This is a genomic window from Erwinia sp. E_sp_B01_1, assembly GCF_036865545.1.
Classification (GTDB): Bacteria; Pseudomonadota; Gammaproteobacteria; order Enterobacterales; family Enterobacteriaceae; genus Erwinia.
This window is the reverse complement of record NZ_CP142208.1, coordinates 1236369-1260527: the sequence shown is the minus strand read 5'-3', so window position 1 is coordinate 1260527 and position 24159 is coordinate 1236369. Positions and strand designations below refer to the sequence as shown.

General features: G+C 50.3%; 28 protein-coding genes. 3 read left to right on the top strand and 25 right to left on the bottom strand.

From position 1 onward, the window contains the following. The first annotated feature begins 68 nt into the window (after positions 1–68). The 3 genes from VRC33_RS06175 to VRC33_RS06165 are packed head-to-tail and all read left to right on the top strand — an operon-like array spanning position 69 to position 2807. On the top strand, positions 69–428 hold the full coding sequence (locus VRC33_RS06175) for a GtrA family protein (RefSeq protein WP_338561926.1): 360 nt from the start codon (positions 69–71) through the stop codon (positions 426–428). After that, positions 425–1339, top strand: coding sequence for a glycosyltransferase family 2 protein (locus VRC33_RS06170; RefSeq protein WP_338561924.1), 915 nt, complete (start codon positions 425–427; stop codon positions 1337–1339). Before VRC33_RS06175 ends, VRC33_RS06170 begins: the two co-directional genes overlap by 4 nt. Before the next feature lies 1 nt (position 1340). Beyond that, positions 1341–2807 carry a glucosyltransferase domain-containing protein gene (locus VRC33_RS06165; RefSeq protein ID WP_338561921.1) on the top strand — a complete coding sequence of 489 codons (1467 nt, stop codon included), beginning with the start codon at positions 1341–1343 and terminating at the stop codon, positions 2805–2807. Positions 2808–2834: 27 nt separating this feature from the next. Here the strand turns inward: VRC33_RS06165 and VRC33_RS06160 are convergent, their stop codons facing one another. The 25 genes from VRC33_RS06160 to VRC33_RS06040 form a co-directional block, all read right to left on the bottom strand. Then, positions 2835–5276: a hypothetical protein gene (locus VRC33_RS06160; protein WP_338561918.1), complete on the bottom strand. Its 2442-nt coding sequence runs from the start codon at positions 5274–5276 to the stop codon at positions 2835–2837. After that, positions 5194–6384, bottom strand: coding sequence for a tail fiber protein (locus VRC33_RS06155; protein WP_338561916.1), 1191 nt, complete (start codon positions 6382–6384; stop codon positions 5194–5196). Before VRC33_RS06155 ends, VRC33_RS06160 begins: the two co-directional genes overlap by 83 nt. Before the next feature lies 1 nt (position 6385). Beyond that, a complete protein-coding gene (locus tag VRC33_RS06150) occupies positions 6386–6973 on the bottom strand; it encodes a DUF2612 domain-containing protein (protein WP_338561915.1) in 588 nt (195 codons plus the stop codon). After that, a complete protein-coding gene (locus VRC33_RS06145; RefSeq protein ID WP_338561913.1) occupies positions 6970–8202 on the bottom strand; it encodes a baseplate J/gp47 family protein in 1233 nt (410 codons plus the stop codon). Before VRC33_RS06145 ends, VRC33_RS06150 begins: the two co-directional genes overlap by 4 nt. Before the next feature lie 8 nt (positions 8203–8210). Then, positions 8211–8570 (bottom strand): hypothetical protein, encoded by a 360-nt coding sequence (locus VRC33_RS06140; protein ID WP_338561910.1) that lies wholly within the window; start codon positions 8568–8570, stop codon positions 8211–8213. Between the two features lie 35 nt (positions 8571–8605). Beyond that, positions 8606–9310, bottom strand: coding sequence for a Gp138 family membrane-puncturing spike protein (locus VRC33_RS06135; RefSeq protein WP_338561908.1), 705 nt, complete (start codon positions 9308–9310; stop codon positions 8606–8608). A gap of 223 nt (positions 9311–9533) precedes the next feature. Next, positions 9534–10166 (bottom strand): hypothetical protein, encoded by a 633-nt coding sequence (locus tag VRC33_RS06130; protein ID WP_338561905.1) that lies wholly within the window; start codon positions 10164–10166, stop codon positions 9534–9536. Beyond that, positions 10163–10468 carry a hypothetical protein gene (locus VRC33_RS06125; protein ID WP_338561903.1) on the bottom strand — a complete coding sequence of 102 codons (306 nt, stop codon included), beginning with the start codon at positions 10466–10468 and terminating at the stop codon, positions 10163–10165. The genes VRC33_RS06130 and VRC33_RS06125 overlap by 4 nt, the downstream gene beginning before the upstream one ends. Further along, on the bottom strand, positions 10468–11271 hold the full coding sequence (locus VRC33_RS06120; RefSeq protein ID WP_338561901.1) for a hypothetical protein: 804 nt from the start codon (positions 11269–11271) through the stop codon (positions 10468–10470). The genes VRC33_RS06125 and VRC33_RS06120 overlap by 1 nt, the downstream gene beginning before the upstream one ends. A 1-nt stretch (position 11272) precedes the next feature. Further along, positions 11273–13048, bottom strand: coding sequence for a hypothetical protein (locus tag VRC33_RS06115; protein WP_338561899.1), 1776 nt, complete (start codon positions 13046–13048; stop codon positions 11273–11275). Then, on the bottom strand, positions 13048–13245 hold the full coding sequence (locus VRC33_RS06110; protein ID WP_338561897.1) for a transglycosylase: 198 nt from the start codon (positions 13243–13245) through the stop codon (positions 13048–13050). Before VRC33_RS06110 ends, VRC33_RS06115 begins: the two co-directional genes overlap by 1 nt. A 14-nt stretch (positions 13246–13259) precedes the next feature. Beyond that, entirely contained in the window at positions 13260–13664 is a 405-nt protein-coding gene (locus tag VRC33_RS06105; protein ID WP_338561895.1) for a hypothetical protein, read from the bottom strand. Positions 13665–13672: 8 nt separating this feature from the next. Next, a complete protein-coding gene (locus tag VRC33_RS06100) occupies positions 13673–14116 on the bottom strand; it encodes a hypothetical protein (RefSeq protein ID WP_338561893.1) in 444 nt (147 codons plus the stop codon). Beyond that, positions 14116–15594 (bottom strand): DUF3383 domain-containing protein, encoded by a 1479-nt coding sequence (locus VRC33_RS06095; protein ID WP_338561891.1) that lies wholly within the window; start codon positions 15592–15594, stop codon positions 14116–14118. Before VRC33_RS06095 ends, VRC33_RS06100 begins: the two co-directional genes overlap by 1 nt. Next, positions 15595–16134, bottom strand: coding sequence for a hypothetical protein (locus tag VRC33_RS06090; protein ID WP_338561889.1), 540 nt, complete (start codon positions 16132–16134; stop codon positions 15595–15597). After that, positions 16131–16505 (bottom strand): hypothetical protein, encoded by a 375-nt coding sequence (locus VRC33_RS06085; RefSeq protein WP_338561887.1) that lies wholly within the window; start codon positions 16503–16505, stop codon positions 16131–16133. Before VRC33_RS06085 ends, VRC33_RS06090 begins: the two co-directional genes overlap by 4 nt. Beyond that, positions 16502–16954, bottom strand: a complete 453-nt coding sequence (locus tag VRC33_RS06080; RefSeq protein ID WP_338561885.1) for a hypothetical protein — start codon at positions 16952–16954, stop codon at positions 16502–16504. The genes VRC33_RS06085 and VRC33_RS06080 overlap by 4 nt, the downstream gene beginning before the upstream one ends. Positions 16955–16956: 2 nt before the next feature. Beyond that, entirely contained in the window at positions 16957–17400 is a 444-nt protein-coding gene (locus tag VRC33_RS06075; RefSeq protein ID WP_338561883.1) for a DUF4054 domain-containing protein, read from the bottom strand. 2 nt (positions 17401–17402) lie between these two features. Beyond that, entirely contained in the window at positions 17403–17729 is a 327-nt protein-coding gene (locus VRC33_RS06070; RefSeq protein WP_338561882.1) for a hypothetical protein, read from the bottom strand. A 2-nt stretch (positions 17730–17731) separates the two neighbouring features. Continuing rightward, a complete protein-coding gene (locus VRC33_RS06065; RefSeq protein WP_338561880.1) occupies positions 17732–18772 on the bottom strand; it encodes a DUF2184 domain-containing protein in 1041 nt (346 codons plus the stop codon). Next, positions 18772–19254 carry a hypothetical protein gene (locus VRC33_RS06060; RefSeq protein ID WP_338561878.1) on the bottom strand — a complete coding sequence of 161 codons (483 nt, stop codon included), beginning with the start codon at positions 19252–19254 and terminating at the stop codon, positions 18772–18774. The genes VRC33_RS06065 and VRC33_RS06060 overlap by 1 nt, the downstream gene beginning before the upstream one ends. A 1-nt stretch (position 19255) precedes the next feature. After that, entirely contained in the window at positions 19256–20581 is a 1326-nt protein-coding gene (locus tag VRC33_RS06055) for a DUF2213 domain-containing protein (RefSeq protein WP_338561876.1), read from the bottom strand. A gap of 12 nt (positions 20582–20593) precedes the next feature. Beyond that, positions 20594–21280: a phage minor head protein gene (locus tag VRC33_RS06050; protein ID WP_338564100.1), complete on the bottom strand. Its 687-nt coding sequence runs from the start codon at positions 21278–21280 to the stop codon at positions 20594–20596. A 52-nt stretch (positions 21281–21332) separates the two neighbouring features. Beyond that, positions 21333–22856, bottom strand: coding sequence for a DUF1073 domain-containing protein (locus tag VRC33_RS06045; RefSeq protein WP_338561874.1), 1524 nt, complete (start codon positions 22854–22856; stop codon positions 21333–21335). Then, complete coding sequence (locus VRC33_RS06040) at positions 22857–24113, bottom strand: PBSX family phage terminase large subunit (RefSeq protein WP_338564098.1); 1257 nt, start codon at positions 24111–24113, stop codon at positions 22857–22859. Between the last annotated feature and the right edge of the window lie 46 nt (positions 24114–24159).

Sequence of the window (24159 nt, the reverse complement as noted above, 5' to 3'; positions counted from 1 at the left end):
AATGGTGATCCCTTGCCATCCCATTAACAGGTGGTAAGATTTATCCGTAAATAACTCAAGAAGATAACATGTATAAACTATTCGCAAGGTATGCATCTGTAGGCGTCATAAATACTGCTGTGCACTGGGCTGTTTTCTTTGCCGTGCATGCCTCCGGAGTTAATCAGGCATTTTCAAACATGTCTGCATTCTTCGTGGCGGTTACTTTCTCATTCTTCGCCAATGCGAGATTCACATTCAGGGGTAAAGCCACCACAGGGCGCTATCTGATATATCTAGGATTCATGGGTGCTATGGCCGCATCTGTAGGGCAAATGAGCGACAGCCTTAATCTGCCCTCGCTCGTCACGCTTATTACGTTTTCCGCTGTGAGCCTTGTCATGGGCTTCTTCTATTCAAAATACGTTGTTTTCAGGGAGGGAAAATGAAAATTTCGCTAGTCGTTCCGGTCTTCAATGAAGAGGATGCGATACCTATTTTCTATCAGGCCGCCAGGAGTGAATTGGCGGCCTATGAAGTTGAGATAGTTTTTATCAATGACGGCAGTAAAGACGGTACAGAAGCCATTATAAATGCCTTGTCCGTTTCTGACAGCCTGATAAAGCCATTAAGCTTTACACGTAATTTTGGTAAAGAACCAGCCCTCTTCGCGGGACTCGACCACGCTACTGGCGATGCCGTAATCCCTATTGATGTAGATTTGCAGGACCCGATAAGCGTTATCCCACTGCTCATTGAGAGGTGGCAGCAAGGCGCTGACGTAGTCCTGGCTAAGCGCACTGACAGAAGCAATGACGGCCATATGAAGCGCAAAACGGCTGAGTGGTTCTATCGCCTGCATAATAAAATTAGCAGCCCTACCATTGAAGAGAATGTCGGTGACTTCCGGCTAATGTCGCGCAATACCGTAGATCACATCAAAGCGATGCCAGAGCGAAACCTTTTCATGAAAGGCATTCTGAGCTGGGTAGGCGGAAGGGTTGAAGTTGTGGAATACAGCCGGGCGGAACGTGTCGCAGGCGAAAGCAAATTCAATACATGGAAACTATGGAATCTGGCGCTCGAAGGAATAACCAGCTTTTCCACATTCCCGCTTCGCATGTGGACATACATCGGCCTGATTGTGGCGGGCTTGTCATTTCTTTATGGCGCATGGATGGTGGTAGATACCCTTGCCTGGGGTAATCCTGTCAGAGGATACCCATCTATTCTGGTGTCAATACTCTTCCTTGGCGGTGTTCAGCTTATTGGGATCGGTGTTTTGGGGGAGTACATCGGAAGGATATACCTTGAGACCAAAGGCCGACCAAGATACCTGATCAAGAAAAAAGGTAATTAATATGAAGGACTTCTTAGAATACTCCAAACGGAATTACATACTTCTATGCCTTGCATTGGGGTGTTTATACATAACACCATTAGTCATCTCAAACTTTTATTACATTGATGACGTCTCAAGGAGCGTTGGAGGGTACGCCAGGTGGATCGATAATGGTAGGCCACTTGCTCAATATCTAATATTGGCCATGGGCTTCAGTAATGTTATCGATATCGCCCCACTCCCATTAATTCTTTCTGTTATTGTATTGGTAACTTCAGGTTATTATCTATGCTACTCCATAGGTGTAGAAGGCAAGTACCCTGCTGTAGTTATAGCTCTAGCTATTTTATGCAGTCCTTTCTATATACAGAACCTATCATACAGATATGACGCCCTAACAATGGGTATATCGCTGTCGTGCGCATTGTTAGCAGCATCCATTAGCTACAGATTTAATATAAAAATAGGCTTTCCTACGGCCACAATTCTGGTTGCAATTCTTCTTTGCTTCTATCAGCCATCTGTTAATGCATTCATCTCGGTGGTCTGCTTTTTGTTCATACTAAAGCTGAATGAGAAGAGTGCAATGAATGCTATTATCTACGCTGCTGCAAATGTACTTTCACTTATCGCGGGGATGCTGATATACAAGCTCTTTGTTGCTGAAGTTTTTGTTAACGGGGGTTATAGCGTTGAGCATAGCGACATTTTACCGATTGCGCTTTACTCCATCCCGCTTATAAATAAAAACCTTGATAGCTTTTTAGTTGTGTTCAAATCAACACTAAGTGGTTCATTTGGTCGGCTATTCTATTTCATGTTCTTTATTTCTACAGCGCTTACCATGTTTACTGTGGCTAAGAGTAAAGGTTATAGCTTGGCGCTCGCTGGAGTAAGCGCACTGCTTTCCCTTGTGGCAATTTTAGTCATGGTGTTCTCCATTGTCGGAACGATGATTTTCCTTAAGCAGCCAGTTTTTTATCCTCGCGTATTTATTGGATTTACAGGAGTAATGCTACTTATCTCTTACTCCTCAACAAAGATATTCAAAGGCTTTTCTTCGATTATACCTTCAATATTTTTCCTTGCTATATTCGTCCAGATGTTTGCTTACGGAAATGCATTATCATCTCAGTCAGAAAAAGAGAAGTTTATGTTTACTGCAATGGCTGATGATATAATAAAATCTAGAGTCAAAATAGAATCCATTCGGTTCAATGGAACAACTTCGTTAGCTCCAACATCTTACCTGTCATCTAAATCTTTTGGAATCATCACCCACATCGTGCCGTCTTACATCAGAACAGATTGGATGTTTGGGGCGTTCTATTTCGGTCGGTTAGGTGTGGATGTTACTTATGATTCCAAGATAGATGTTAATGGAGAGTTAAAGAAAGGCTGTTCGAAACCACATGAGAAAAGTTCTCTTTATGATTCGGTGGTTTTTGAAAACACCATGATTTTTGATTTCAATAGATGTAAGTAATTTTCAGGCCTCCGAGGAGGCCTTATTTCATTGTGACAAGATAAGTTTAAAACGAACCTGTCCAGTAGAAGGGGATACCGCTACGTTCGCACCAGTGTATGCGGAAACTGAGATAACCTTGCTAGTTGTGGTTCCTATCATGTTGATCGGAGTTCCGGAAAAAACCGGTCGCGTCGTTGCGGTGTCACAGGCATTCTGAGTTACATGGCCTTTCATGGTAACCAGAACGTTGTTTCCGCTTAATGAAACAGAGCTAATAAGCCCCCAGGGATCGTTAGTTGTGATGACCCCGGCATTACTATACACCTCGCATATGCGTGAAAAATCAACAGTCAGGTTTGTTACATTATCAAGGCCAGAGAATAGCGCGTCCCTGTTCTGATAACTTGCCTGTTTGACGTTTATATCGATACATGTTCCTTCAAATCTGATCAATGCATAAGATGATCCGGTCCCTGTGTTCGTTATGGATGTGACATTATTTATGTTGATATCACGACAAGTATCGAGAACAATACCATATGCGTCACCAGGTGACTGAATGATCGTATTTGATATAATACCCAACCTTACATTTGACAAATTTATCGGCATGGGTCTGCGGGCACCATCTATAATCCCTGCCGCTCTCGACAATGATATTTGGTTATTAGCCAGAAGAAGCCCGACGATATTGGCGTTACCAGTAGTAAATGTAGTTGCAATTCCAGTGCATGGGTCATCTGCCGTCTGCTTGGTTATGTCAATTAACTGACTGTTTGCAACCGTTACGCGAGTAGGCGTACCCAATTGATTTAGGATGTTTATACCCTGCCCACCATTCCTTAATTGCGAGTCACTTATGATCAATCCATCCACGATGCGCACATTAATGATAGGCATATTACGCGCACCATCAACCCCACCCTTGTTAGCTACCGAGTGATCTGCACGAAAACCAATTACACGAATATCTTTATTAGGCCGTAAGGTTGGTTCATTTGAAATGTACAATGCGTGGCGATCGTTAATGGTGTCCCCATATGATGAGTGACCGATTAACGCCAGATTCTGAGCACCTTCGGTCAGCACACCATAACCCCCGGCATTGAGCCCTGGGTGGTAAACCATGCTCCGGGTTTCATTCCCAATGGCAACAACATCATCCGTCCTGCGGATATGAATTCCCATTGTAGCTTTGCTCATTCTGTTGTTAGATATAAACTGGCCTTCTATATCATCGCCTGTTCGTAACAGATAAGTTGCTGCAGCGTCGCCAGGTGCTACCGTGCCATCCCCCTGGATAAGCATGTCTTCTGTTGTTCCGTTATCTGCCGACAATTGCACTGCGATAGTCTGTTTGGGTGCGACTATTTTACCGCCGCGAGCGCCTTTGAGCCTGAAATCTTGTACTGCGATCGTTGTGGCACCAAGAGTCGTATCCACAACTGCGTCCAGCCCAGCAGCTGTTAACGTAGTTAAGGGTCTGCCAGATGTCCTGATATCAATCACATCTAAATCTTTCTGCAGTGTCCCGCGATGATTGGTACCGATGATTTCTGGTGCAGTAAAAGCTTCTACTTCCGAGCGGTCAATCTTCTCTTCTATAGCTTCCTGCACCGTAACGGTTGAGCCGGTACTGTTTAACGCACCAACATTCGCTGCACCGGAAGGAGCGGAAATTGTGGTTTTATTTACTTTTGCGTTCAGAGCAAGTTGTACAGTGGTGGGGCTGCCAGAATCATCAGCTCCTATGCTTTCAGCGCCCGTCGATTGGCCTAACTGTGATAAAACGTCGTCGGTTAGTTGAACCCAGTTCTCGGCACTGGTAGCTGGTTCAGAGCCAAGGCAAAACGAATACCCCAGGTCTGTCCTCTTCGCAATGTCGCCAACCTGCGCATCAAGGGAGAGCATCTCCTCTTCGCTGCCCACCACAAACGGTTCAGTCAGGGCAATTGATGGAATAACAGAGATAGGGATTTTCCCATTACTACCTAAAGTTGCAAAGTCGGCAACAGGTTTAGTAGTGACGTTTCCATTGTCACCAAAATAAATAACGCTGTTTTGCCTGGCATCTGCTGCTGGCAAAGCATCCAGATCCTCACCTTCCGGAGCGCGGACAGAGCGGGCAATAGCCGCGCCCCCTGCATTTCCTGCGGATGCTGCCGACGCTGCTGCGCTCGTTGCTGATTCGCTCGCTGATACTGCAAGGTTGTTGACCACAGATTCTGCAGATATTGCTGCTTGCGCAGAAGACGCTGCAGCTAAGGCAGATTCCGCCGCCTGCTCTGCGTAATCTGGAGCGTTCTCAAGCTTATCTGCATTAAGTTTAGATTCAGCAGCGGCTACCTCTGCTATTGAGGCGTATTTTTGTGCTTTTAATGTTTCTGATATCGACATTTTTACCTCAATATTTAATGCAGTAAAGCAAAGCAAGGTTTCTTGGTCTTGTCTCTGCGGATGTAAGCTCCGGGGACGTTTGGAAGTCACCTGAGTTATAAGTTCTGAAAGGGATACTGTCTTTTATGAAGTAATTGTTTTGTAGGTTTGTGCCTGTCCTGACAAAATTAGCAGCAAGCTCGTCATCGAAAACCGCCGAAATACCGGACGGTCCGGTACCTCCACTTGTTGGCAGGTAATGGGTGTGATTCTGCATCGCATATCCCTGCCTTGATCCCATAACCCTGCCGGTATCTACTCCTCGCCCATTATCTATCCCTCGGATAAATTCAGCTCTTCCGTCAGGCTTATTGAATGTGGTCCGTCCATCACCAACCCCATAGATAGTTCCAATGCGTGAGAAGAGCCTTGCATACGTTATTCTGCTTATCTCTCCGCCATCTGCATCAAGCCATCCCTCCGGCGCTGAGTTCATAGCAAATCCTACTACTGCTCCAACCATGTCATTGTTTGGGTTATAGGTTTCATCAGTGATGTTCATGCCATCGCAGAAAAGGCGAGAAACCAGACCTGGAATAACTGATATTCCTGATCCAGATGCCGTTTTGCAGGTGACAGTGAAATTACCACTGCAGTTGTTGTGAACTACCCATGACTTAATCCAGGCGGGAAAAATCAAGTTTACGTTGGCAGTAAGCGTGCCGGTCAGGATAATTCGGTCTTTAGCTGCCTGGTTCGAAGAAAGCACAACGCTGGCTGATGAAAGCGAGAGTTGCGTAACGCCATAATTGTTAATCGGAACCCAGCCTGTTGAAGCTCCTGTCGGGGATTCTGGAGTGGTGCTGTTGGATTCGTTAAGGTTTAGCCACTGGCCAGTGAGCGCAGAGCTTGGGAGTATTGCGCCCTTGGGATACCCACTGACAGCCGTGGCAAAATCCGCATTAAATGGGTAGGTCATCCCGGCGTTATACCACTGCTGCTGAAGCGTTGCGGAGTAAAGAACACCGTTCATATCCTTTCCTGATGGCGGTATGCCTCCAGCACTAAGGGGCTGCATGGTTACGGATGGGAAACCTTTGTCGAACGTAGCTATGCCGTTGCTGTCAGTGGTATTGGAGGAGTCTGTGGCGATCGAATTGCGCAGGCCGTTAACGCCAAACGCTTTTGTAATGCGTGACGGGGTGTCAGACGAGTTCATTTTATACCTGCTGAACAATGTTTACGGTAACCCCAACAGGGGAAGGAAGTGCGCCGGAACTCTGTACAATCGCAAGCTCTGAGATTGACAGGGGGAATTCGAATACGTAGCTCATCACCATTCCGCCATCATTCCTGACGTAGCAACGGCCACTTTCGCCAAACATGAACATCAGTAGGTTATTCATATTCAGGATCGTGCAGTCTGAGATGTTTGCAGCGGCTTTCATAATGATGAGCTTGCGGTAAACATCATTTGTGAGTGTTACTGTCGATGTGAGCAAATCGCCGGAATAAAATGGAGCCTGATTGAAAGGCTGCGGGTCATCTACAAGAATGGGGTCGGAAGAGGATTCATTGAATCCAAAATAAATCTTGTTCTCTGTCACTGTAAGCTGCCTGCTAACAACCACTATTTTCCCCCACACATCTAAACCGTAGGTGTCAGCCGTTTGTATGTTCCAGATGAGGTCATAGAAATCATCCAGAAACCCCTCCACTCCTACTGCTTCGTTAAAGGAATAGATAAGCGACTTCAGGTTTGAGCTACCGGCGTACTGGGTCAAGATCGTATCTGCGACGTTTATCATGTCAGCGTCACCGAAATATTTGAGGTATCGAGAGTTGGCACTTCATCGATACCAAATGAAACTGACGTGCTGTAGGCGCTGCCGTCACGACTTAAAGTGATGCTGAAGATATCAACATTATCCGGGTCCACACTTTGCACGCCTGCGTAATAGCGTCCTGCATAAATCGTCGAGCCAATCCTTGCCCGAGTTCCGCCGTCCTCACCATTGAATGCGCTAAGGACGGCGGATCTAACTCTGTCGACGATATTACCTGGAAGGGAGTTATTGCTTGCCAGTTCAACTTTTACGTAAACGCTAACTGCTGCCGGGGTCTGCCACGTAATTTCATACTCTGGATAGGGTTGGACGTAGTTTTCACTATCCACAACGGTGTAACTGGTGTTCCCTACCATTTCTGGTCCTGGGTTTAACTTCTGGAAGATTGCGTTTGCGATATCTTCAGAAGAGCCCCCATAGGCCGACACGTAAAGTGAGTGAGCCGGGAGTGGGAAATCAGTCGCCCCCTTCTCTACCGTCGCGCCTGTATTGTTCTGAGTTACATAAGCGTCAGTAACGCCCGGCACGGCAAGAACATTGGCATATATAGCTCCCAATTGATTCTTGGCATTACCTGCAACTGATTGCTTGCGTCGATACTCAAAGTTGGCGCGGCTTTCCACGTCATTACCCAGCACACCGGCGGTGGTATTGGTAATGCCTGACCAGCCTGGGATTGCCCGATAAATTGTATTGAGCGATCCAATAGGACACGCAATAGCACCCGTGGCCTGATTCTGAAACAGCACATCTACCGATCCAGTTGACGGAATGGTGGCATCGGCAAGCGAGTAATAAAGGTACCCGCTGCTATCCTGGGCGATGCTGTTTGCCGGGATGACTGTTCCTACAAGGCCGGTCAACGTGGCAGTTACCACCGTACCAATTGCGGCGATCCGGTCAATAAAGTAAATCTGCCCGATAGCATCCTGCATGCGGCCTGATGCGTAGTCCGGGTTAACCTGATTCACCAGCCATGCAAGGTTATCGTTCTTGTCGCCAATGATTGCAGTGTCACTCATTGCAATCTGACCTTGCGGAGTAGTGAGGCTTTTGCTCATCCCACCACCCATTGCAGTATCAAGGTCAGTCAGTCGGCCATTCAGGATGTCAATTTCATCCGGCACTGACACGCCCGCATCTGAATAAGTGACCGATGGGACGGCCGTGCTTACTGTCACGTCAGCCATTTATTACCTCAAAACTGTATGGTCGATTGATTTTTGTTGGTGTCAGTTATCGTCATTACGCCCGACACTGCCCGGGTGTTTTTTCCAACCGTCGTAGTGCAGAATGCAGACTGAACGTAGGGAAGTTTCTTTGCTTCGGTCGCCATCTTGGTATTGATGAGCTGCGTGCCGGGCCAGTGCCCTAGAATCCGCTCGTAATAAGGAATGCCCAGCGTCGTGTCATACCAGGCTTCACCAAGGAAGGTTGAGCAAGAACAGGCTACGTCCTGAGAAACGGCGTAAGGGTTACTTGCAATCGCCATATTTCCAGAACTGTCCAGCCTGATATCCCATTCATCTGTATCGAGTTGAAATGATTTTGTGATCATGTTTATCCCGGCATAAAAAAACCCGCCGGAGCGGGTCATTTGACTGGTGCGTCAGTTTGGCTGGAGCCTCTATCTACCCCACCATGCGTGTGGGTTGAAAGTGCAACGCCAGCCCCTGTAATTTCACCTTTCGCGGTGATGCTGCCCTCAAACTCAAAGTTACCTGCGTAACTTCCTGCACCCTGGCTTACCGGGCCATTCAGCACGATATTGCTGGCGTTTACAGTGAATGACGACTCTGCGTTAACTTCGACTACTGGTGCTGACAGGCTAACGGTAAGAGGCGATACCACTTCAATTCCATCATTGCTGAACTTAACGTACTGGCTCGGATCTGCGTTGAGGACTCCACCAAGATAAATAGCGTCTCCGTAATTGTGGGTACGGTTAGAGCCAGGAAGAGAGGGTTCTTTCGTAGCCTTAACTCCGCTGATATCCCGATCGCAAATCGCTATCAGACCGATATCCCCTATAACAGGGGGCATGATGACTGCGCTTGCGCCGCGCTGTAGTCGCCAAACAGGCACGCCGTAAATGATGGTTTTTGGGATGCGATCGCCTGATCCGGTGAAACCTTCCACCATTGGCTTAACTGCTACCAGATCCCCCCCATCACTCACCTTAGTTACCACTGCAAGGGTAATGAAAGCATTACTCATCAGCATCTGCTGCATCATGAACTGCTGCGCATTTGCCTCGGTCGACGTGTCTTGCGGGCGTGTTGTGAAAAGATTACCCATCACTGCCTCACTTCTGTCAATTGTCCGATCGAGGCCCAACCGATGGTTGCCCACGGGCCGCCTTCTGACCAGGTTGAAAGGTGATGAATTGCTGACTGTATGGTGTAGATACCGCTACCGTTTGGCAGGTCGGTTTCAATCTGCACCTTGCGGCCGCGCAGTATCAAATCGCTGTAAGTGCATTGAAAGCTCAGTCCGTAGTTACTGAATACCGGGTATCCAATTAACCCAGTTGCAACTGATACCAATGGGATGGAGTCATCAACACTTCCCCCTGTGGCCAGATGTAAATTGATCCAAGCCTGAAGTCGATTTCAATACCGGCCGCATGTGCGCACTGCTGAATCTGAGAGACTGGGTTGCCCTCAAAGTAGGGGTTCTCAATCTTCGCCAGCACGCCATTGTTTACCAGCACATAACCAATGCTTTTAGCGATGGAATCAATGATCTCAGCGACACTGGCAGCCCCTTCTTTGGTAAATGGAGCCGCAATCACAGACTGGTCAAACCCAGTTGAGAAAGCGCTCATAATCAGGGGGGCGTCAGGCATCTGGTTAAGGTCAGCAAAACAGTTGGTGATGGCTCCGAAAAAAATAGGGCGGTCATCTGCCCACACCTTTACCATGTTCTGCCTGGCCCCGTTGAACTGGATGCCTTTGTAACTGAGCAGGGCCATTCTCTCTAAGCCAAGGCCGTATATTCTCGCTTCCAAAGTAGAGCCAGATATGCCGCCATATGCACCAATATCTACCTCAGCCTTTATATTATCAATGGTCAGGATGTTGTTGCCCTGCTCATCAAATTCACCCTCTTTCAAGGTGAACTGAAACTTCAGGCTGCGTTTTTTATACGTCATGCCGCCATCTCTTCTGCTGTTGCGTAGAAAAGCTTAAATCTGGTTCCAAGCTCGTCATACACCGGATCTTCGCCACCCTTCGTATCAGCAAAGAACAACTCGCCAATGAAGCCAAGATAGGAGTAGCGAACTATTTTGTTGCAGTTCAGGCAGAGGATGCCGAGAGCAATCCATTTATCCGCCACGCCTATATCCATAAAAAGGCCGGTGGTGCGCTGCACAATCCTTAACGTGACGTTCTGTCCGCCAAGGTTCACGCTTACTTCCTGAGCCTTGAGTGGCTTGAGAGAAATGTTTTGCATCAGGAAAGCCCCGCTACCAGTTCGCTGACGGATGTTGACAGGTTATTAATGGCTGACGTGGCCGCGCCGTTAATTGCACTGGTGACACCAGATGTGGCGCTACTAACAGTCGATGATACCGATGTGGCGACTGTTGTGGCTGCGCTTGATAGCGTGCTCTTCAGGCCGGTTAAGGCACCTTTCACATCATCAAGTGTCGAGTTGGTCGCGGTGGAATTGGCCTTCTCAGTGACAGCGCTGGATGCCTTGCTGGTTGCATTGGTAGTCGTGTTGTCGTTGGCCGTTGTACTGGTCAATGTCACCTCAGCTTCTTCAAGGATGGCCTGAAAGATAGCCTCAACAGTAAGCAGCGTTACATCTCGGTCGGATGTTCGGTAGTTATATCGTACCAGGTCATAATCTTCGTAAGTGGTGTCAGGCGTTTCGATATCGTATTTATCGGCGCTTTCTACCATGGCATCCAGTGCAGCCAACATGTCTGACCTACTTGTCAGAGTAAAGTTTGTCAGGTTGGGAATGCTGCCGCTAAATCCCGTCCAGCCCTCAAGCGTAAATAGCACCCTGATTACCGGGGGGCGCTTCACCTTATTGAACGAGGTGTAAGAGCCTTTTTCTATGGGGGCCGACACTACCGAAGCATCAGCACCATACTCGATTCCGAGAACTGAGGTAGGGGCCAGCGCCTTTGCGCCTGACTTAAGGTAGATGCCATAGCCGGGGGAGAGTGTGCTGTTGATGATTGAGAAAATATTGCCACTGCTTATTGCGCTCAGTAGCGTTGTTTCATTCAGTGAAAAGGCCATATCAACCCTGCCCTGTCGTCATTGGCGTTACCAGGCGGTTTCGCTGTACGTTCCTCATCAGGTCGTTGCCAAGAGCATTAGCATTGCCTGCTGACGTCTGCATGTTCACTTCACCGATGCTGATTGAAGTCTGGTTACCACCTGCCGGTGAATTGCGCATGGCAGTTGATTTGGAACCAAGCTGGATGCCACCCATGATATCTGAAGAGCTGATATAGCCTGCTCCGTTCTCGTGGTCGACGATCCCCTTCATCATGCGAGAGATTGTGCTCATGTCATTCGGATCTAGCGCCTCATCAGCACCTTTTCCTGTAGCCTTAGAAAGCGCAGCGACATAAGCACTGACGTTGTTGTTATCGCCCGCAGGAGCATAGGTTTTAACGATGGACGAAAGCGTATTCATGCCTCGCTTGAAGTAAAGTTGCAGCTGTCGATAAAGAGCTGCTACACCCTCCTGCATTGATCCAAACACGGCGAAGCGTCCATTCTCCCCGCCTTCCTTAGTTGCCCCAGCCTGGCCGGCGAAATTCAGGTTTCCGGGGTTGTTGTTGCGAATACCGCGCGGTGCAGTTTTGTAACCATCGCCTCGGGGTAATTCAATGCCGGTCTTATCAAACACCCAGTCATGGAGTTTTTTACCCCACTCGGTTGTTGTTTCAGTTCCAGCACCACTGTTAAGAAAGTTTGTCGCAGGATTGTCGGTCAGCCATGCATATTTCTTCTCAAGCGTGGCGGCATACTTCTGAAGCTCGACCAGCCCGGCAATGAGGCTTATACGGCCCAATGCCAGTAACGACCCACGCACGCCTCCAATAGAGCTACTCATCCCAAGCAGCCATTTACCGGCAACGAAAACGAGCAGTAGCTTCAGCGCGTTCTCTAAGCCGCCTACAGCGTCAGTAACCTTCCCGATTTCATCAGCAGTTTCAGAGAAGAACTTCTCTATTTCTGGCCCGTGAGTGGAAATCCAGATGCCAAATTTCTCAATGAGGGGGATAAGCTTTTCTACATACGGGATCAGCGCCTCATACAGCACCTGAGCAGCAGCAGAGAAGTTTTGCTTCATCTCTTCCAGGCGGCGATTAAACTCTAATGCCTTTTTAGTGGCATCATCAGTCGCCCTGGATATCTTGGCAAAGCGATCCGCATCGCGAACAAGCGAGCCGTCAGACAGCCCCTGCTGAGTTGCATTGTCAAAGCCGAACATTCCGCCAAAGCGGCGCTGCGCATCTTTGCTTAGTTTGCCCCAGTTAGCGCCAATCTTGCGCATGATGGCTTCAGAGTTATCATTCTGATAATCGAAGTTTGCCCCGGTAGCTCCACCGAAAGAAGCCAGCGCGCCAAACAGCGGGTCATCCTGCCCGCCGCCGGTGCGAATGCTGGTAAGAACCTTTTGAAAGCCTGCCAGTGTGCCAGACATTTTCTCGGCACTTGATCCGGCAGCCGAAGCTGCACGCTCCCAGCCATCCAGAGATTTGGCCGAGATATCCAGCGCTTTAGACTCGATGCCCAATCGCATCAGGTCTGACGTCATGCTTGTGATGAAAGTCTTAATGCCCTGCGCTGAAAGTGTCACACCTACGAGTGCAAGTAATTCTGTACGAATTGACCCAAAGAAAGAGGCCGCTCTTTTACCTGCGGCCTCCATGTCTTTCGCGGTCTGTTCAGCGTTCTTTCTTGTGTTTACCAGGCCATCTTTAACTTCACTCTGGCCCTTTTTGAAGCCAGAAGGGTCAAGGCCAAGAGTGACGACCAGTGAATCAATAATCGTTGGCATCAGCCATTCTCCTGCGCCCTGTTGATGACCATTTGGTTGTAATTGTCGACCGTGTTGATTTCAAGCAGTCGCCACAAATCCTCTGTACCGTACACAGTGTCCAGCTCGTAGAGGGTCGCAAGCTTTGAAGAGACTATCGTGGCGATGGTGGTTGGGACGTTTTCATAATTTACCAGGCCAACGACAGTGCCCCCCATGGTTGGCGGGATATCTAACCTGCGACGGCTGTGAAAAAATCAACATGCAACTTAAACACTTCGCCGCGCAGTTTGAGGCGGGTGATCACCTCTTCTGTGTCGTCTTCAATGAGGTTGCGGATAATCGACTTATTGGAAGGGTCCGGCACAGCCTGAACACATTTCATGAGTTCTTCGAGGAGTGGCCGGGCATCTTCGGGTGGGATTTTCGCAACCATCTCCAGCCCTACCTTTGCCATCCCTGCCATACCCATCTCTGAAAAGTTATCTGGCAGGCTTACGCCATTCTTTGCCATAGCCAGACCAGCGCGGATTGCCCACCACTCAGCAGCTGAGGCGGACATTTCTTTGATGTAAAAAACCTTTCCGGTATCGCGGCCACACTTCTCAGCCGTATAGAAAATCTCTTTGCGAGCCATATCAGACCTTATGCATTGTAAGCTTCACCGATGACGTTTTCCCAGTTGATCTGGTACGTCATTGCCTGCAGGACACGCTGTGCATCGGGCATAGCCTTAACGCGCTGCAGAACGCCATTAGTCAGCGTGAACTTGCGGCTAATTGCCGGGAGGATGATCGTGGCATTGCAGCGGAACACGGCTTTCGACGTCACTGAGGTAAGTTGCCATGTTTCGAAGATTTCCCGCGAAGGGCTGTCCGGCATAATAGTTACCGTCTGCAGGTACTCTCCAAATACGAAACCAGCAGAGAGCTTGCCGTCTGCACCACGTACCGACTGTGCAAGCTCAGTGTCACCCAGTGCAAACATGGCGTCAGCGGCATAACCTTCCAGCGTTTGGGCGCTGGTAAAGAGGTTGGTCACTGTCAGCGCAAAGATAGAATCTGCGCTCGTAATCGTGTTATTAGCCATTATTGAACCTCGATGCTGGCAAGGGTAATTTTCTGAACGCTACCGCCATCCGTGTAATAGAAAGAGCAGCCAGGCCGGGTACGCGCTGCACGCTGTTCAGGCGTGGCTTTTGGCAGATACAAATACCAGCCCTTGGCAACGATCGACGCGCCTACCTGCAAACCAACGGCGTTATTGATTTCAGAAATCTGCGCGCTGGACAGGTCAATGCCGGTTCGAATCCCGCCGAAGGTAATACCCTGGTTGATAGTGTCGACAAAGGAGGCTTCAATGGCCGCATCACCACGGGTGTTATATGGCAGCGATCGGTTGGCCTTGAACAGTTCGATCGCATCCTGCATCAGGTTGGCATTCAGCCAAATCTGGAAGCAGAAGGTGTCCAGCCATTTAAAGTCTCCGGTAACAGTGCCATCAGCCCAGTAGCGGGTGTCGTAGTTGTTTGCCGTGTATGCGCCGTAGAAGTTGTACCCATTTGCAATCAGGGCATCGTAGTCAGCTGATGACGTCACGGTTGGCAATAGGCCGGACAGGGAGCGGAACTTGAAGGTTACGCGGCCTTCCTGGCGGTCAAAGTCGAGTGAAGCTGCATAACCAAGTGCCGCCGCCGCATGACTCTGAGAGCCGTACACCGGGCAAACATTGGCATAGTCATTAACTGAGATGATTTTGTAGCTCAGCGTTTCCGTGGACCCGCTTACCAGCGCAGCGCCTTCCATGGTGAATGGCACATAACCAAAACGATAGTTTTGACCGCTCACCCAGGCTGAGAAGGCCAGAGCTTGAGACTCACTTGGGGTGAAGGAAGTGGTAAACAACGCCCAGTTTTGTGAGCCATCGAGCACCAGTCGCATTGAATCGGTCACAACTGCAGGTGCTGCGCCTTGTGAAAGGATTGCGCCTGTAGCTGCTGTCAACTTCAGGCCATCAGCAAGCGTGCCGGTAGCGTAGGTGATCGTGCTTTCTGCGCCCGTAGTAGCCGATGTGAAGATGAATGCTTTCTGAGTGGTGTCATATTCCACTTCAACATCATCGCCAACGCCGGTTTGGATCAGTTGTGCAGCCTGCGCAAAGCTTGTTGCCGTGCTCAGGTTAATGTTGGTAGAGGTGACCTCTTCGCCATCAACTGACAGCGTAATTACGCCACTCAGCAGCTTCAGTTGGTCAAGACTAACTGCGTTCATTGAACCAGACCGCAACCATGCTCCAACTGCTTCAGGGTTATATCGCGAGAACAACAATGCGCCAGGCGTTTTGGTTGAGTTGTCATAGCCCTGAAAATAGATTTCAGCCATGCTGTATTCATTTGATGCACTGCCGAAGTACAAAGCAACGTCATCATCAGATGAAAATGACACAACCCCACCTACCGGTGCATAGCTGCTGTCAGTAAGAATAAGGCCGTTCAAATCCAGCGCAGAACCGCCAGCAGGTAGTACGCCGGGATTAATCTGGATATCTTTGCGCAATGGGATTGCCATTTATGCACTCTCCGGTGGGTATTTTAAGTCTGCGGCGATGATGCCTACAGTTATTCCATCCATGAATGCCAGTGGTGTGGCAATCACAGCGTTATATTGAGCGTTGAAATCCAGCGTCCACCGATTCTCGTACTGAGCTTCAGCGTTAATCATCGTGGTCTGGTGTGGGTCGCCAGCGTAGAGCGGGCGAAGTGGCGAGTTGTTTTGCCTGAACCATTCCCCGGCATACTCAGAGCGGATCATGGTGGCCGCAATCTGCGCGAACTCCTGCGCTGACGAGCCGTAGAAATCAAGCTGGCATCTCCACTGGTTACTTCGCTGCGTCAACTCACTCCCAAGCCCAGCGCCCGTGTCAGCGTAAGAAACTCGGTTTGTTGATAGCCCGGTCGAATTCATTGGTGTCATTGTGATGAAGTCACCAACCGGCATCGGCACCAGGTTCTCCTGAGCAAGGAAAATCTCTGTATCAACCAGGGACAATAAAAAACCGCGCAAGGCGGTTGTCAGGTCATCCTGTCTAATGCTGATAGTCGCTGTCATGTCGTCACCTGCAACGTCACCACAAACTTGCACCAGTCAGGCCATTCTTCCAGCGGCTGAGTGATTAGCCATGTTTCGCCATTCACTACCAATTTGTCACCACCCTTTCCTTTCAGCCGGTTCACGCCTTCAAAGTTACCATTGACGTATGCCGCCTTCAGGATGCCCTGCAGGTTTAGTCCGTCAATCTTCTGTAGATCGGTGTAGCTAAGCGGTTGGAGTTGAATTGTGACGCTCTGAGGCTCGCTGTATACGGGCACCCTGTGACCTGCTGCGTCAGTGATGTATGTCCCGAGACTCACCAGCATCTGACCTGGTATGTCAGGGTTTACGGTGTTGATAGCGCGGCGCACGATTCCATGTAGATTCATACGCCGTCCTTAACGTCATAATCGACTGAATTCAGCATGTGAGACGTTTCAATCAGAGGCTTGGAAAAGCCCTTTCTCGCTATTGTGGATGGCGCAAGTGCCGGATCAGAGAATTCGCGGATTGAGCCTTGGAGCTGATCTTTGATGCGCTCACCCATCAGCGAAAAAAGCGTGGTGGCATCGTAATTAACCGCCAGCGCAATCTTGCCAATGTCATCCGACCATTCTGGTGACTTCTCGGCGATCATGTTGCGGAAGAATGGCCGTGGTGGCCTGTTCATTCCCGGGTCGCCAAACTCGTTCGCTGCAGCAACCATAGGCACCGAAGTGCCATCAGGATACGTCGCACCTTCGAGGAAGCCAACACGTAACGTCTTACCTTCGCCAAGACTTGCCGCTAACTCCGCGAGCTTTTGCTCCAGAGCGTCGCCACCGCTAAATGTTGCCATGGCTACCTCCGGTAATAAGTTCTGCGGTTGTAATGATATGGATACATTGATGGCGAGCCACCGGGCAGGTAACGTGCAGAACGATATGGCAGCGTGGCCTGCCAGTAAGCAGCACCGTATGGCGTTTGCATATACCACCATGACGATGCGCTTGATGGCCCGGCATCTACCGACACAGATACCGAACCTTCCGATGCGCTTGTTACCCGCCCAACTAACCCTGATGCCGCCTGACCGCCTACGCCGCTATTCATTGCGGCAAGGTGAGCAACCAGCATGTTGAGATATACCGCCCTTACAGCAACATCGCTGACCGGGCTGGTATCGGTGTTATTCAGATAGACCGTTGCCTCGACGAAGTACGCATTCAGCAACGAGTCACTTACCGTGTTGAATTCCGGGTAACGCTCGCGGAATGCGGCAATATCAAAGGTCACGATAGCCATCTTTATTTCCCGTCAGATTTCTCGATGCCAGGTGCTGGTTTATCTTGAGGTAACCCCTCAAGGCCAGACTTCACGTCTGCGTTTTCTTTCGCCTTGGATTCGGCGCTGTTGGTCTTGGCCTGAGCGAATACCAGTTCGTTTTTTACGTAAGCCTGGTCGCCGTGAGTTTTAATCCACTTATCAAAAGCGGCTTTATCAACGTTCTCGGTGAGGCCGTAGCCGCCAACCAGATTTGAGGCGTTCGCGCCGTTAAGCTGGACGGTATAACCGTCCTGTTCCAGCAGCAGGCCGTTAGGCAGCTTGCAACCTACAGTTACGACTTCAGACATAATCAGACTCCCAGCATTGTCGCGATAGCGAGCGGTTGACGAATGATTGCACCCCAGGTGCCGCCAGACTTTTTCTGTTTCCAGGATGACTCTTCAGTCACCACTGCGTGCGCACGCATCTTCTCAGTGAAGGCGGCGTATGCTGTGTCCTGCTCACCCAGGCGATCGGCGATCAGCTGAACAATCTCACCGGCTGTTGTTGAGTACTCAATGGCAGTCTCAATTTTCAGGTTCGGGAAGTTTTTCTTCAGCAGGTCAGAGACGTTCACGTTGTACATGTTCGTCTTAGCCAGATTTACTGACATAGCTGGGGACATAGCCAGCGTCATTGGCGTGCTCATATCCAGCAGGCCTTTGGTCTGTGAAACCAGTTGACCGAACAACTTCAGGATATCGTCATAAACAGCCTGACCATCTTTGGTAGCCCAGGTCAGAGCGCTGCCAGTTCCGGTTGCGCCGGGGGTGATCGAGGCCGGGAGGCTCGGGTCATTCAGCAGGCCAAAGTTTTGTAGTCCAGCAATGCCGTAGAAGTAGGATTTGTTCTGGAACTTATTCAGCACCAGAGCAGAAGCAACATTCAGTTCTGCGGCGTAACCGATACGCGCTGCGCCATACATATCCAGCTCACGCTCACCCCAGCGGGTGTGGGTCTGGTAGTGGTAAGACTGACGCGGCACCCAGTTAACGTTCGCTGCGGTCATGCCGTTGTTGTTGTAGTCGCCGTAGGAGCTGGTTTCACCTGCAGATTCCACGATAGGGAACTGCGCAGTAAGCGTGGTCCAGTCGCCTTTCTTAACTTCACCAATGATTTCTGCTGCTTTCATCGGGGTTACCAGTACGCGGATCAGCTCTGGGTCAACGTAGTTGGTGAAGTATGCCGGGATGCCGGAGCTGCCGGTAGTAACCATGGTGGGTTGCGCATCCATCGCCAGAGCGAAGTTATCTGCAAACTCAGGCTTCAGGTACTGAGCCTTTTCAGCACCGCGCAACACGATGCCGTATTTACCGCTTGCGGCGGCGTAGTGCTTTTGAAATTCGTTCATTACTTGCTCCAGGTGCTGATTTTCACAAGTTCGCCCGCTGCTGCGACGCTACCTGCGACAAATTCGGTTTCGGCAAAGCCGGCAATAGTTGCGCCAGCAGCGCCTGTCTGAACCTGACCGGTAGTCAGTGATGCGAAGATCTTCTGCCCGAGAGTGGCTGCGGTAGAAGTACGCGCCCAGAAGTCTCCCGCAACCATCAGGGTTACTTCGCGGCCAGACTGAATAACGTTGGAATCGCTGCCCAGCCATGTTGTGATAATCGCCTGACCATCACGATGCACGAAGCCAGAAGGAGCGCCGGTTCCGGCATTAGTAGCCACGCCATCAACTGCCCACGCAAAGCGTCCAATCGTCAGGCCATTAGTGCCTGACACCAGGGCCGCTTCGCCAGCCAGGAAAGTTGCGTGTGGGTTGGTGCTGGCAAAGCCACCTTCAATGCCCGGAGCTGGGTACTGGTTAATTACACTCTGAAAACCTGCCATGTTAGAAACCTCGTTTCAGTTTGCCAGCGGTCGGGAAAGCCTTCTCGAACTCGTCAGCGGAAGCGGAATCCTGAGCAATGACAGGACGTTTGTTTTCTTTCTGGCTGATAGCCATACGCACCATTGCAGGGAATGCAGATGCGTGAACGCCAGTGATATCCACCTCAGCCTGCTCAAGTGCAGTGCGGTAGACGTCTTCAGCGGAGTCCATAGCGATCACATCGCCAATCAGTGGGCGCACAGCCTGCTCAGCTTCACGCACAGCGCGGAAGTTTTCAGCGGCCTTACGGGTAGCGCTGTCAGAAGCCAGACGGATAGCGGAGTCCATAGCGGTTTTAGAAACCTTCTCATCCTTCTTATCGTCATCTTTCTTGTCGTCGTCTTTGTCTTCATCTTCAGCAACAGCCGGAGACAGAGCGGCAGAGATTTTGGCGATCACTTCTTCAGGCATGCCAGCTTCACGCAGCAGAGAGATGATCGACTCGTTGTCGTCATCACCGGCCACTTTCGGCTCTTCTTCAGGCTCAACACCTTCGGAGGAGGCTTCGATAATCTCTACCAACTCTTCTGGCTCCAGCTCCATATCGGCAGCCAGGCGGGTTTTGTATTTGTTAGCCACGGCCTGAGCGATCGCTTTTGCTGACTTATGCGAATTCAGAATGGCGGTGAGGTCTTTGGGTGCAGCATCCTGAGCCAGGCGCGGCTTCAGAAACGCTCCCAGCGCGGCACGGATGGCGACGCCTTTGCGGTCTAACTTCATGTATTTAAGCTCCAGTGGGAGAGAATCAGCGACCAATACGTCGCTACCTGCGCGGCCAGTTTCGACCAGTGCAACGTGGTTCCCGACAATGTCACGCATGATGCCGTCAAACTCTTCGTCATCAGGCGTGGTGCCGGAAGTCATGTCAGCCCTGTACTGGTACGAGGACGACAATTCTTTTTGCTCTTCTGTCTCAATACCTGCGATGGCAGAGTTATCCCAAACGGACAGGCCGTTACTGAGATAGGTGCCATCAAAATCACAGCCAGAGTGCGTCGTTCCTACGCGGTATTCTCGAGGCGGGTCACCAGGGAAGTCAGGGGTATGGATACAGAGAACGGGAATATTGTTGAAGGTTGATGCGGCTTTCTTCAGTTCATCAGGGTGACGCCAGAGCCGGTAAATCTTGTCCGGGTCCAGCCCCAGCGCTTCAGCATTAGGAATCTCGCGCCCGTAGTAGGGGCAGACATTCGCCTTGCTGATATTGCTTTTGGTGACCTGAAGCCTGCCATTACCATCGAAAGTGCGCACGGATGCGCGGTCAAACGCTAACCGTTCGATTGTCATGTGTGCTTCCGTTTAATTAAGTCCGGGGATGACTGGTGACCAAGTGCAGCGGCAGTTAATCTCTTCACCGGGAAGAGTCCACTTGCCATCCAGGTAAAGCCCTTTTGACAGGTCGAAAAATTCACCATTAGCTTTCACATGTGATGGTCGAGGCTCTTTACCTGCGTGTGAGTGTCGCCAGATGCCTTGCGTGATGCCGAGTGATTGCTGCCTGGCTGACTGCATGGTTGCGGTAGCCTTGTTGTTTTGATCGCGTGCGATGAGCGCTGCCCGTCTGCGCGTAATGCCGTAACGCTTCTCAAGCTCTTCTGTCAGCGTGCCGAGGTCTCGCCCCCTGCCTACTGACTGCATCACCATCGTCTGCACCTGCGTGAGATACTGCTCCGGGATGCTGCGTATCAGGCCAACGTTTTCAGTGATGGTTGCCTGCAATGCGTTATTCATCGCTGGCGTCATCTTAAAAGGCACGGTGAATCCAGCGGCCTCCAACGCGTTACTTAACGACACGTCAGAGTTCTTCATGGCATCACCGGCGAACCGGTCAGCAAGTTTCTGAGCGAGGTCATCAAAACGCTTTGTCCAGCGCCGGGCTAACTTCTTCATCGCGTCCCGCATAAACACAGCAGGTGATGCGTCCATTGCCATAGCGCCAGATGCCCGGTAATTCGCCTTCAGCCAGTACACCATCGAGTCATTCATATCTCTGACGGCTTTATCCAGCTGCTTGCGATACCAGGCCTCAACACCTGCGTTAGGTTGCACCGGCCTTATCGTCTTCGGGGCTGGCTTCCTCGTCGTCTGGGGCTTCTTCTTCGAGTTCGAGGTCATCGCTTAAGTCCAGTGAGTGGTAAGGGCTGTCCGGGTCATCAGCAATCTTCTCGCGCACTTCATTTGCAGACAGCGCACCATTGCTTATGTAGACCGCGTCAGTATCAGCATCAACCTTGCGAATATCAGCTTTCTCTTTCGCGCTCATCTCATAGAGAGGCTCGAATTCAAAGGTGATATCAGGGTCAATGTCGCCGAACTCAGAGAGCTGAATGATGTCGATAACGCGCTTAAGGGGAGCCTTAAACATCGATTTCTGCAGCGAGTGGATGTAGTCGTAGAAAACCTTAATCTCACCATCTGAGGAAGCGTTTAGGCCGTTTGGCGTGATGCCCAGCAGGAAGACTAACGGTATCCCGGATACTGATGCCATCTGCTCTTGAGACTGAGCCTGTAGCGTATCCAGTCCGCTGAGTGGCGCGTTGATAAACTCCAACCCTTCCGGCTTCGTAGCGTCGTTGTCTACTGCAAAAGCGCCTCGGTTATCACGGCACTGATTAAACATCTGCAGGCGGAAAAGCATGGTGTCTGCACCACCGCCTGTCAGCATCTGGCTCAAGTCCGTGCTGAGCACCGGCACGCTGAACGAGTGGATCATGTCGCTGACACTGTCCCGCGTGCGGAGCCAGTTGTTAACGTATGTCTCTGCAATCTGCGTAAGTGACAGGCCTCGGAAGTTATAAGCCGACTTCAGCAGGTCAGGCACGTTGCGTGATACGAAGTTGATCATGCGGCTGGCGTGAACCGTTTTCCCCATCACAAACCATTCTGTCGGCTTGTAGAAGTCAGGACTCAGCGGGTTTTGTGCGTTGTATACGCCGGGGTATGTCCAGACTGGCTCAATCACCTGAAAGCCTTTAAGGCTACCTTTGGCAATCTTCTTGTCGCTGATGAAAAGCTTGCTTTGCAGCTCGTTATCATCTGTCCAGGCTGATACGTTTTTAGGTGACAGGACGTCGATATAAATCTGCCCGCCACCAAAGTATCCATCATGTTCAGCGGCTTCTCTGAACTTGCCCACAACGTCAAAGCGCTCCATGGCATCGAGTATCTGCTTAACGCGATCTGACTTGTCGTCATCACCAACCGTCTTCAGCTTTATCCACTTCGCTGTCATCTTCTCAGCGATGATGCCGACCATCTTGCGGTATTCAGGCTTCTGCGCCATACCAGCCAGGTAAGGGTATCCGGGGAATCCCTCGAAAGTACCCATCCCGTACCCCATGTAAGCATCGTTCAGCATGTCGTATGGGGTTGAGTCCATAGCGAGAATGCCTCGTTCTAGCTTCTCAGGGATAACGCCTTTCGGTGGGGTGTACTGCTGATACTCTCGCTTAGCTACTGCCTGGATTGATGCTACAGCTTCAGGGTTAATCTTCATCTGAACCTTTTCAGGCTCTTTCACCGGCTCAGGCGCGGCGACTTCTTTTCTTTTAAACCACCGCACTTAAATTCTCCTGAGTTGGCTTGGGTCGATGACCATTGGCTTCCTGATAAGTGGAGCGAACGCCATAATCAGTGAGTCAGCCATGTTTGGTGATGGGATGCCGCGCTTCTTCATATCCTTCTTACTCTCAACCTTAACCTTGCCGTTACCGTCGTAGTCCACCCATGGGCGGGACAGTTCAGCTTTTAGGTATTCGAGCTTCTGGATATCAGAGGACAGGCTTATCAGCTCATCAGGGCTGTATTCGAGCGTGCAATTCGGATCGGCTTTGCGAGCCTCTATGCTACGCCATGTTTTGTAGAAGCGATCACGAACATGCCACCATGCTTGAGCCTTGATGTTCGAGAACATGTCTTTGTTCTTTTTACCGGGCATGTAGTCAGCTTCAGGGTGAAGCACGGCACCGCCAGCATTGAAGCCTTGAATATTAATTTTGGCTATGCGGCCTAACTGGGCCTTAACGCCAGCACCAACACCGATGGAGTCATAAATAATCTCATCGGCTTTCTGCTGCTCTGAATAGAGGTTCACGCGATTAGAGGATTCAATCACATCGCCTCTGTCCCAGTTCTGCACGTCGATAGCTACAGAACCATGGCGTAGAGTGGTGGCGTTGCTATCCTCACCTTCATCGGCCACATCGAATCCAACACGCTTCTCTCCGGCAATATCAAATCCAAGCGCCTTGTGAGCATCCACAGCAGCAGCAATCCACGAAGGCTTGATGATTGCCATGTCACTATCAGCAACCGGCTCGCCTTCCCATATGTGCAGATAGAGGTCATAGTCTTTGCGCTTGCACTCCTCCATCTCCAGCCGAAGCACATCAGGGAACCAGGGGTTCTCGCTGTAGTTCACAGTCAGCAAGCAGATATCATCAGGAGGTGCGATAACGAAACGCTGATGCGTATCGTCGAGAATATTCTTTGGGTTGTAGCTGACCCATATCTCAGAGCCAGGCTTACGAATGGTGGGGATCAGGATATCCCACGACTCTTTGGATACTGCTTCAGCCTCTTCCATCCAGCATATGTCGATGCCTTCGAGCGACTTAATTTTGGTCGGGTTGTTCTTGATGCCGTAGAACATGAATTCGCTACCGGTAATCAGGTGGCGGATGTTAGCTCTCTGCACTTCAAACTCTGCCTGATAGCCTTCACGGTTTATTGTGTCGTCCAGCAGGCGGATAACTGAGTCACTGATACTGTTCTGGAGTTCGCGGGCGCAGAGAAAGCGATAATTCCCCCGCCTGGCTATTTCTACCAGTAAGCGAGCAATCGTCCAGCTTTTACCTGACCCGCGA

What these genes read in the sequence shown, in the direction of transcription:
- VRC33_RS06175 (WP_338561926.1), top strand. Translation starts at nt 69, where the DNA reads ATGTATAAACTATTCGCAAGGTATGCATCTGTAGGCGTCATAAATACT.
- VRC33_RS06170 (WP_338561924.1), top strand. Translation starts at nt 425, where the DNA reads ATGAAAATTTCGCTAGTCGTTCCGGTCTTCAATGAAGAGGATGCGATA.
- VRC33_RS06165 (WP_338561921.1), top strand. Translation starts at nt 1,341, where the DNA reads ATGAAGGACTTCTTAGAATACTCCAAACGGAATTACATACTTCTATGC.
- VRC33_RS06155 (WP_338561916.1), bottom strand. Translation starts at nt 6,384, where the DNA reads ATGAACTCGTCTGACACCCCGTCACGCATTACAAAAGCGTTTGGCGTT.
- VRC33_RS06150 (WP_338561915.1), bottom strand. Translation starts at nt 6,973, where the DNA reads ATGATAAACGTCGCAGATACGATCTTGACCCAGTACGCCGGTAGCTCA.
- VRC33_RS06145 (WP_338561913.1), bottom strand. Translation starts at nt 8,202, where the DNA reads ATGGCTGACGTGACAGTAAGCACGGCCGTCCCATCGGTCACTTATTCA.
- VRC33_RS06140 (WP_338561910.1), bottom strand. Translation starts at nt 8,570, where the DNA reads ATGATCACAAAATCATTTCAACTCGATACAGATGAATGGGATATCAGG.
- VRC33_RS06135 (WP_338561908.1), bottom strand. Translation starts at nt 9,310, where the DNA reads ATGGGTAATCTTTTCACAACACGCCCGCAAGACACGTCGACCGAGGCA.
- VRC33_RS06130 (WP_338561905.1), bottom strand. Translation starts at nt 10,166, where the DNA reads ATGACGTATAAAAAACGCAGCCTGAAGTTTCAGTTCACCTTGAAAGAG.
- VRC33_RS06125 (WP_338561903.1), bottom strand. Translation starts at nt 10,468, where the DNA reads ATGCAAAACATTTCTCTCAAGCCACTCAAGGCTCAGGAAGTAAGCGTG.
- VRC33_RS06120 (WP_338561901.1), bottom strand. Translation starts at nt 11,271, where the DNA reads ATGGCCTTTTCACTGAATGAAACAACGCTACTGAGCGCAATAAGCAGT.
- VRC33_RS06115 (WP_338561899.1), bottom strand. Translation starts at nt 13,048, where the DNA reads ATGCCAACGATTATTGATTCACTGGTCGTCACTCTTGGCCTTGACCCT.
- VRC33_RS06110 (WP_338561897.1), bottom strand. Translation starts at nt 13,245, where the DNA reads ATGGGGGGCACTGTCGTTGGCCTGGTAAATTATGAAAACGTCCCAACC.
- VRC33_RS06105 (WP_338561895.1), bottom strand. Translation starts at nt 13,664, where the DNA reads ATGGCTCGCAAAGAGATTTTCTATACGGCTGAGAAGTGTGGCCGCGAT.
- VRC33_RS06100 (WP_338561893.1), bottom strand. Translation starts at nt 14,116, where the DNA reads ATGGCTAATAACACGATTACGAGCGCAGATTCTATCTTTGCGCTGACA.
- VRC33_RS06095 (WP_338561891.1), bottom strand. Translation starts at nt 15,594, where the DNA reads ATGGCAATCCCATTGCGCAAAGATATCCAGATTAATCCCGGCGTACTA.
- VRC33_RS06090 (WP_338561889.1), bottom strand. Translation starts at nt 16,134, where the DNA reads ATGACAGCGACTATCAGCATTAGACAGGATGACCTGACAACCGCCTTG.
- VRC33_RS06085 (WP_338561887.1), bottom strand. Translation starts at nt 16,505, where the DNA reads ATGAATCTACATGGAATCGTGCGCCGCGCTATCAACACCGTAAACCCT.
- VRC33_RS06080 (WP_338561885.1), bottom strand. Translation starts at nt 16,954, where the DNA reads ATGGCAACATTTAGCGGTGGCGACGCTCTGGAGCAAAAGCTCGCGGAG.
- VRC33_RS06075 (WP_338561883.1), bottom strand. Translation starts at nt 17,400, where the DNA reads ATGGCTATCGTGACCTTTGATATTGCCGCATTCCGCGAGCGTTACCCG.
- VRC33_RS06070 (WP_338561882.1), bottom strand. Translation starts at nt 17,729, where the DNA reads ATGTCTGAAGTCGTAACTGTAGGTTGCAAGCTGCCTAACGGCCTGCTG.
- VRC33_RS06065 (WP_338561880.1), bottom strand. Translation starts at nt 18,772, where the DNA reads ATGAACGAATTTCAAAAGCACTACGCCGCCGCAAGCGGTAAATACGGC.
- VRC33_RS06060 (WP_338561878.1), bottom strand. Translation starts at nt 19,254, where the DNA reads ATGGCAGGTTTTCAGAGTGTAATTAACCAGTACCCAGCTCCGGGCATT.
- VRC33_RS06055 (WP_338561876.1), bottom strand. Translation starts at nt 20,581, where the DNA reads ATGACAATCGAACGGTTAGCGTTTGACCGCGCATCCGTGCGCACTTTC.
- VRC33_RS06050 (WP_338564100.1), bottom strand. Translation starts at nt 21,280, where the DNA reads ATGAATGACTCGATGGTGTACTGGCTGAAGGCGAATTACCGGGCATCT.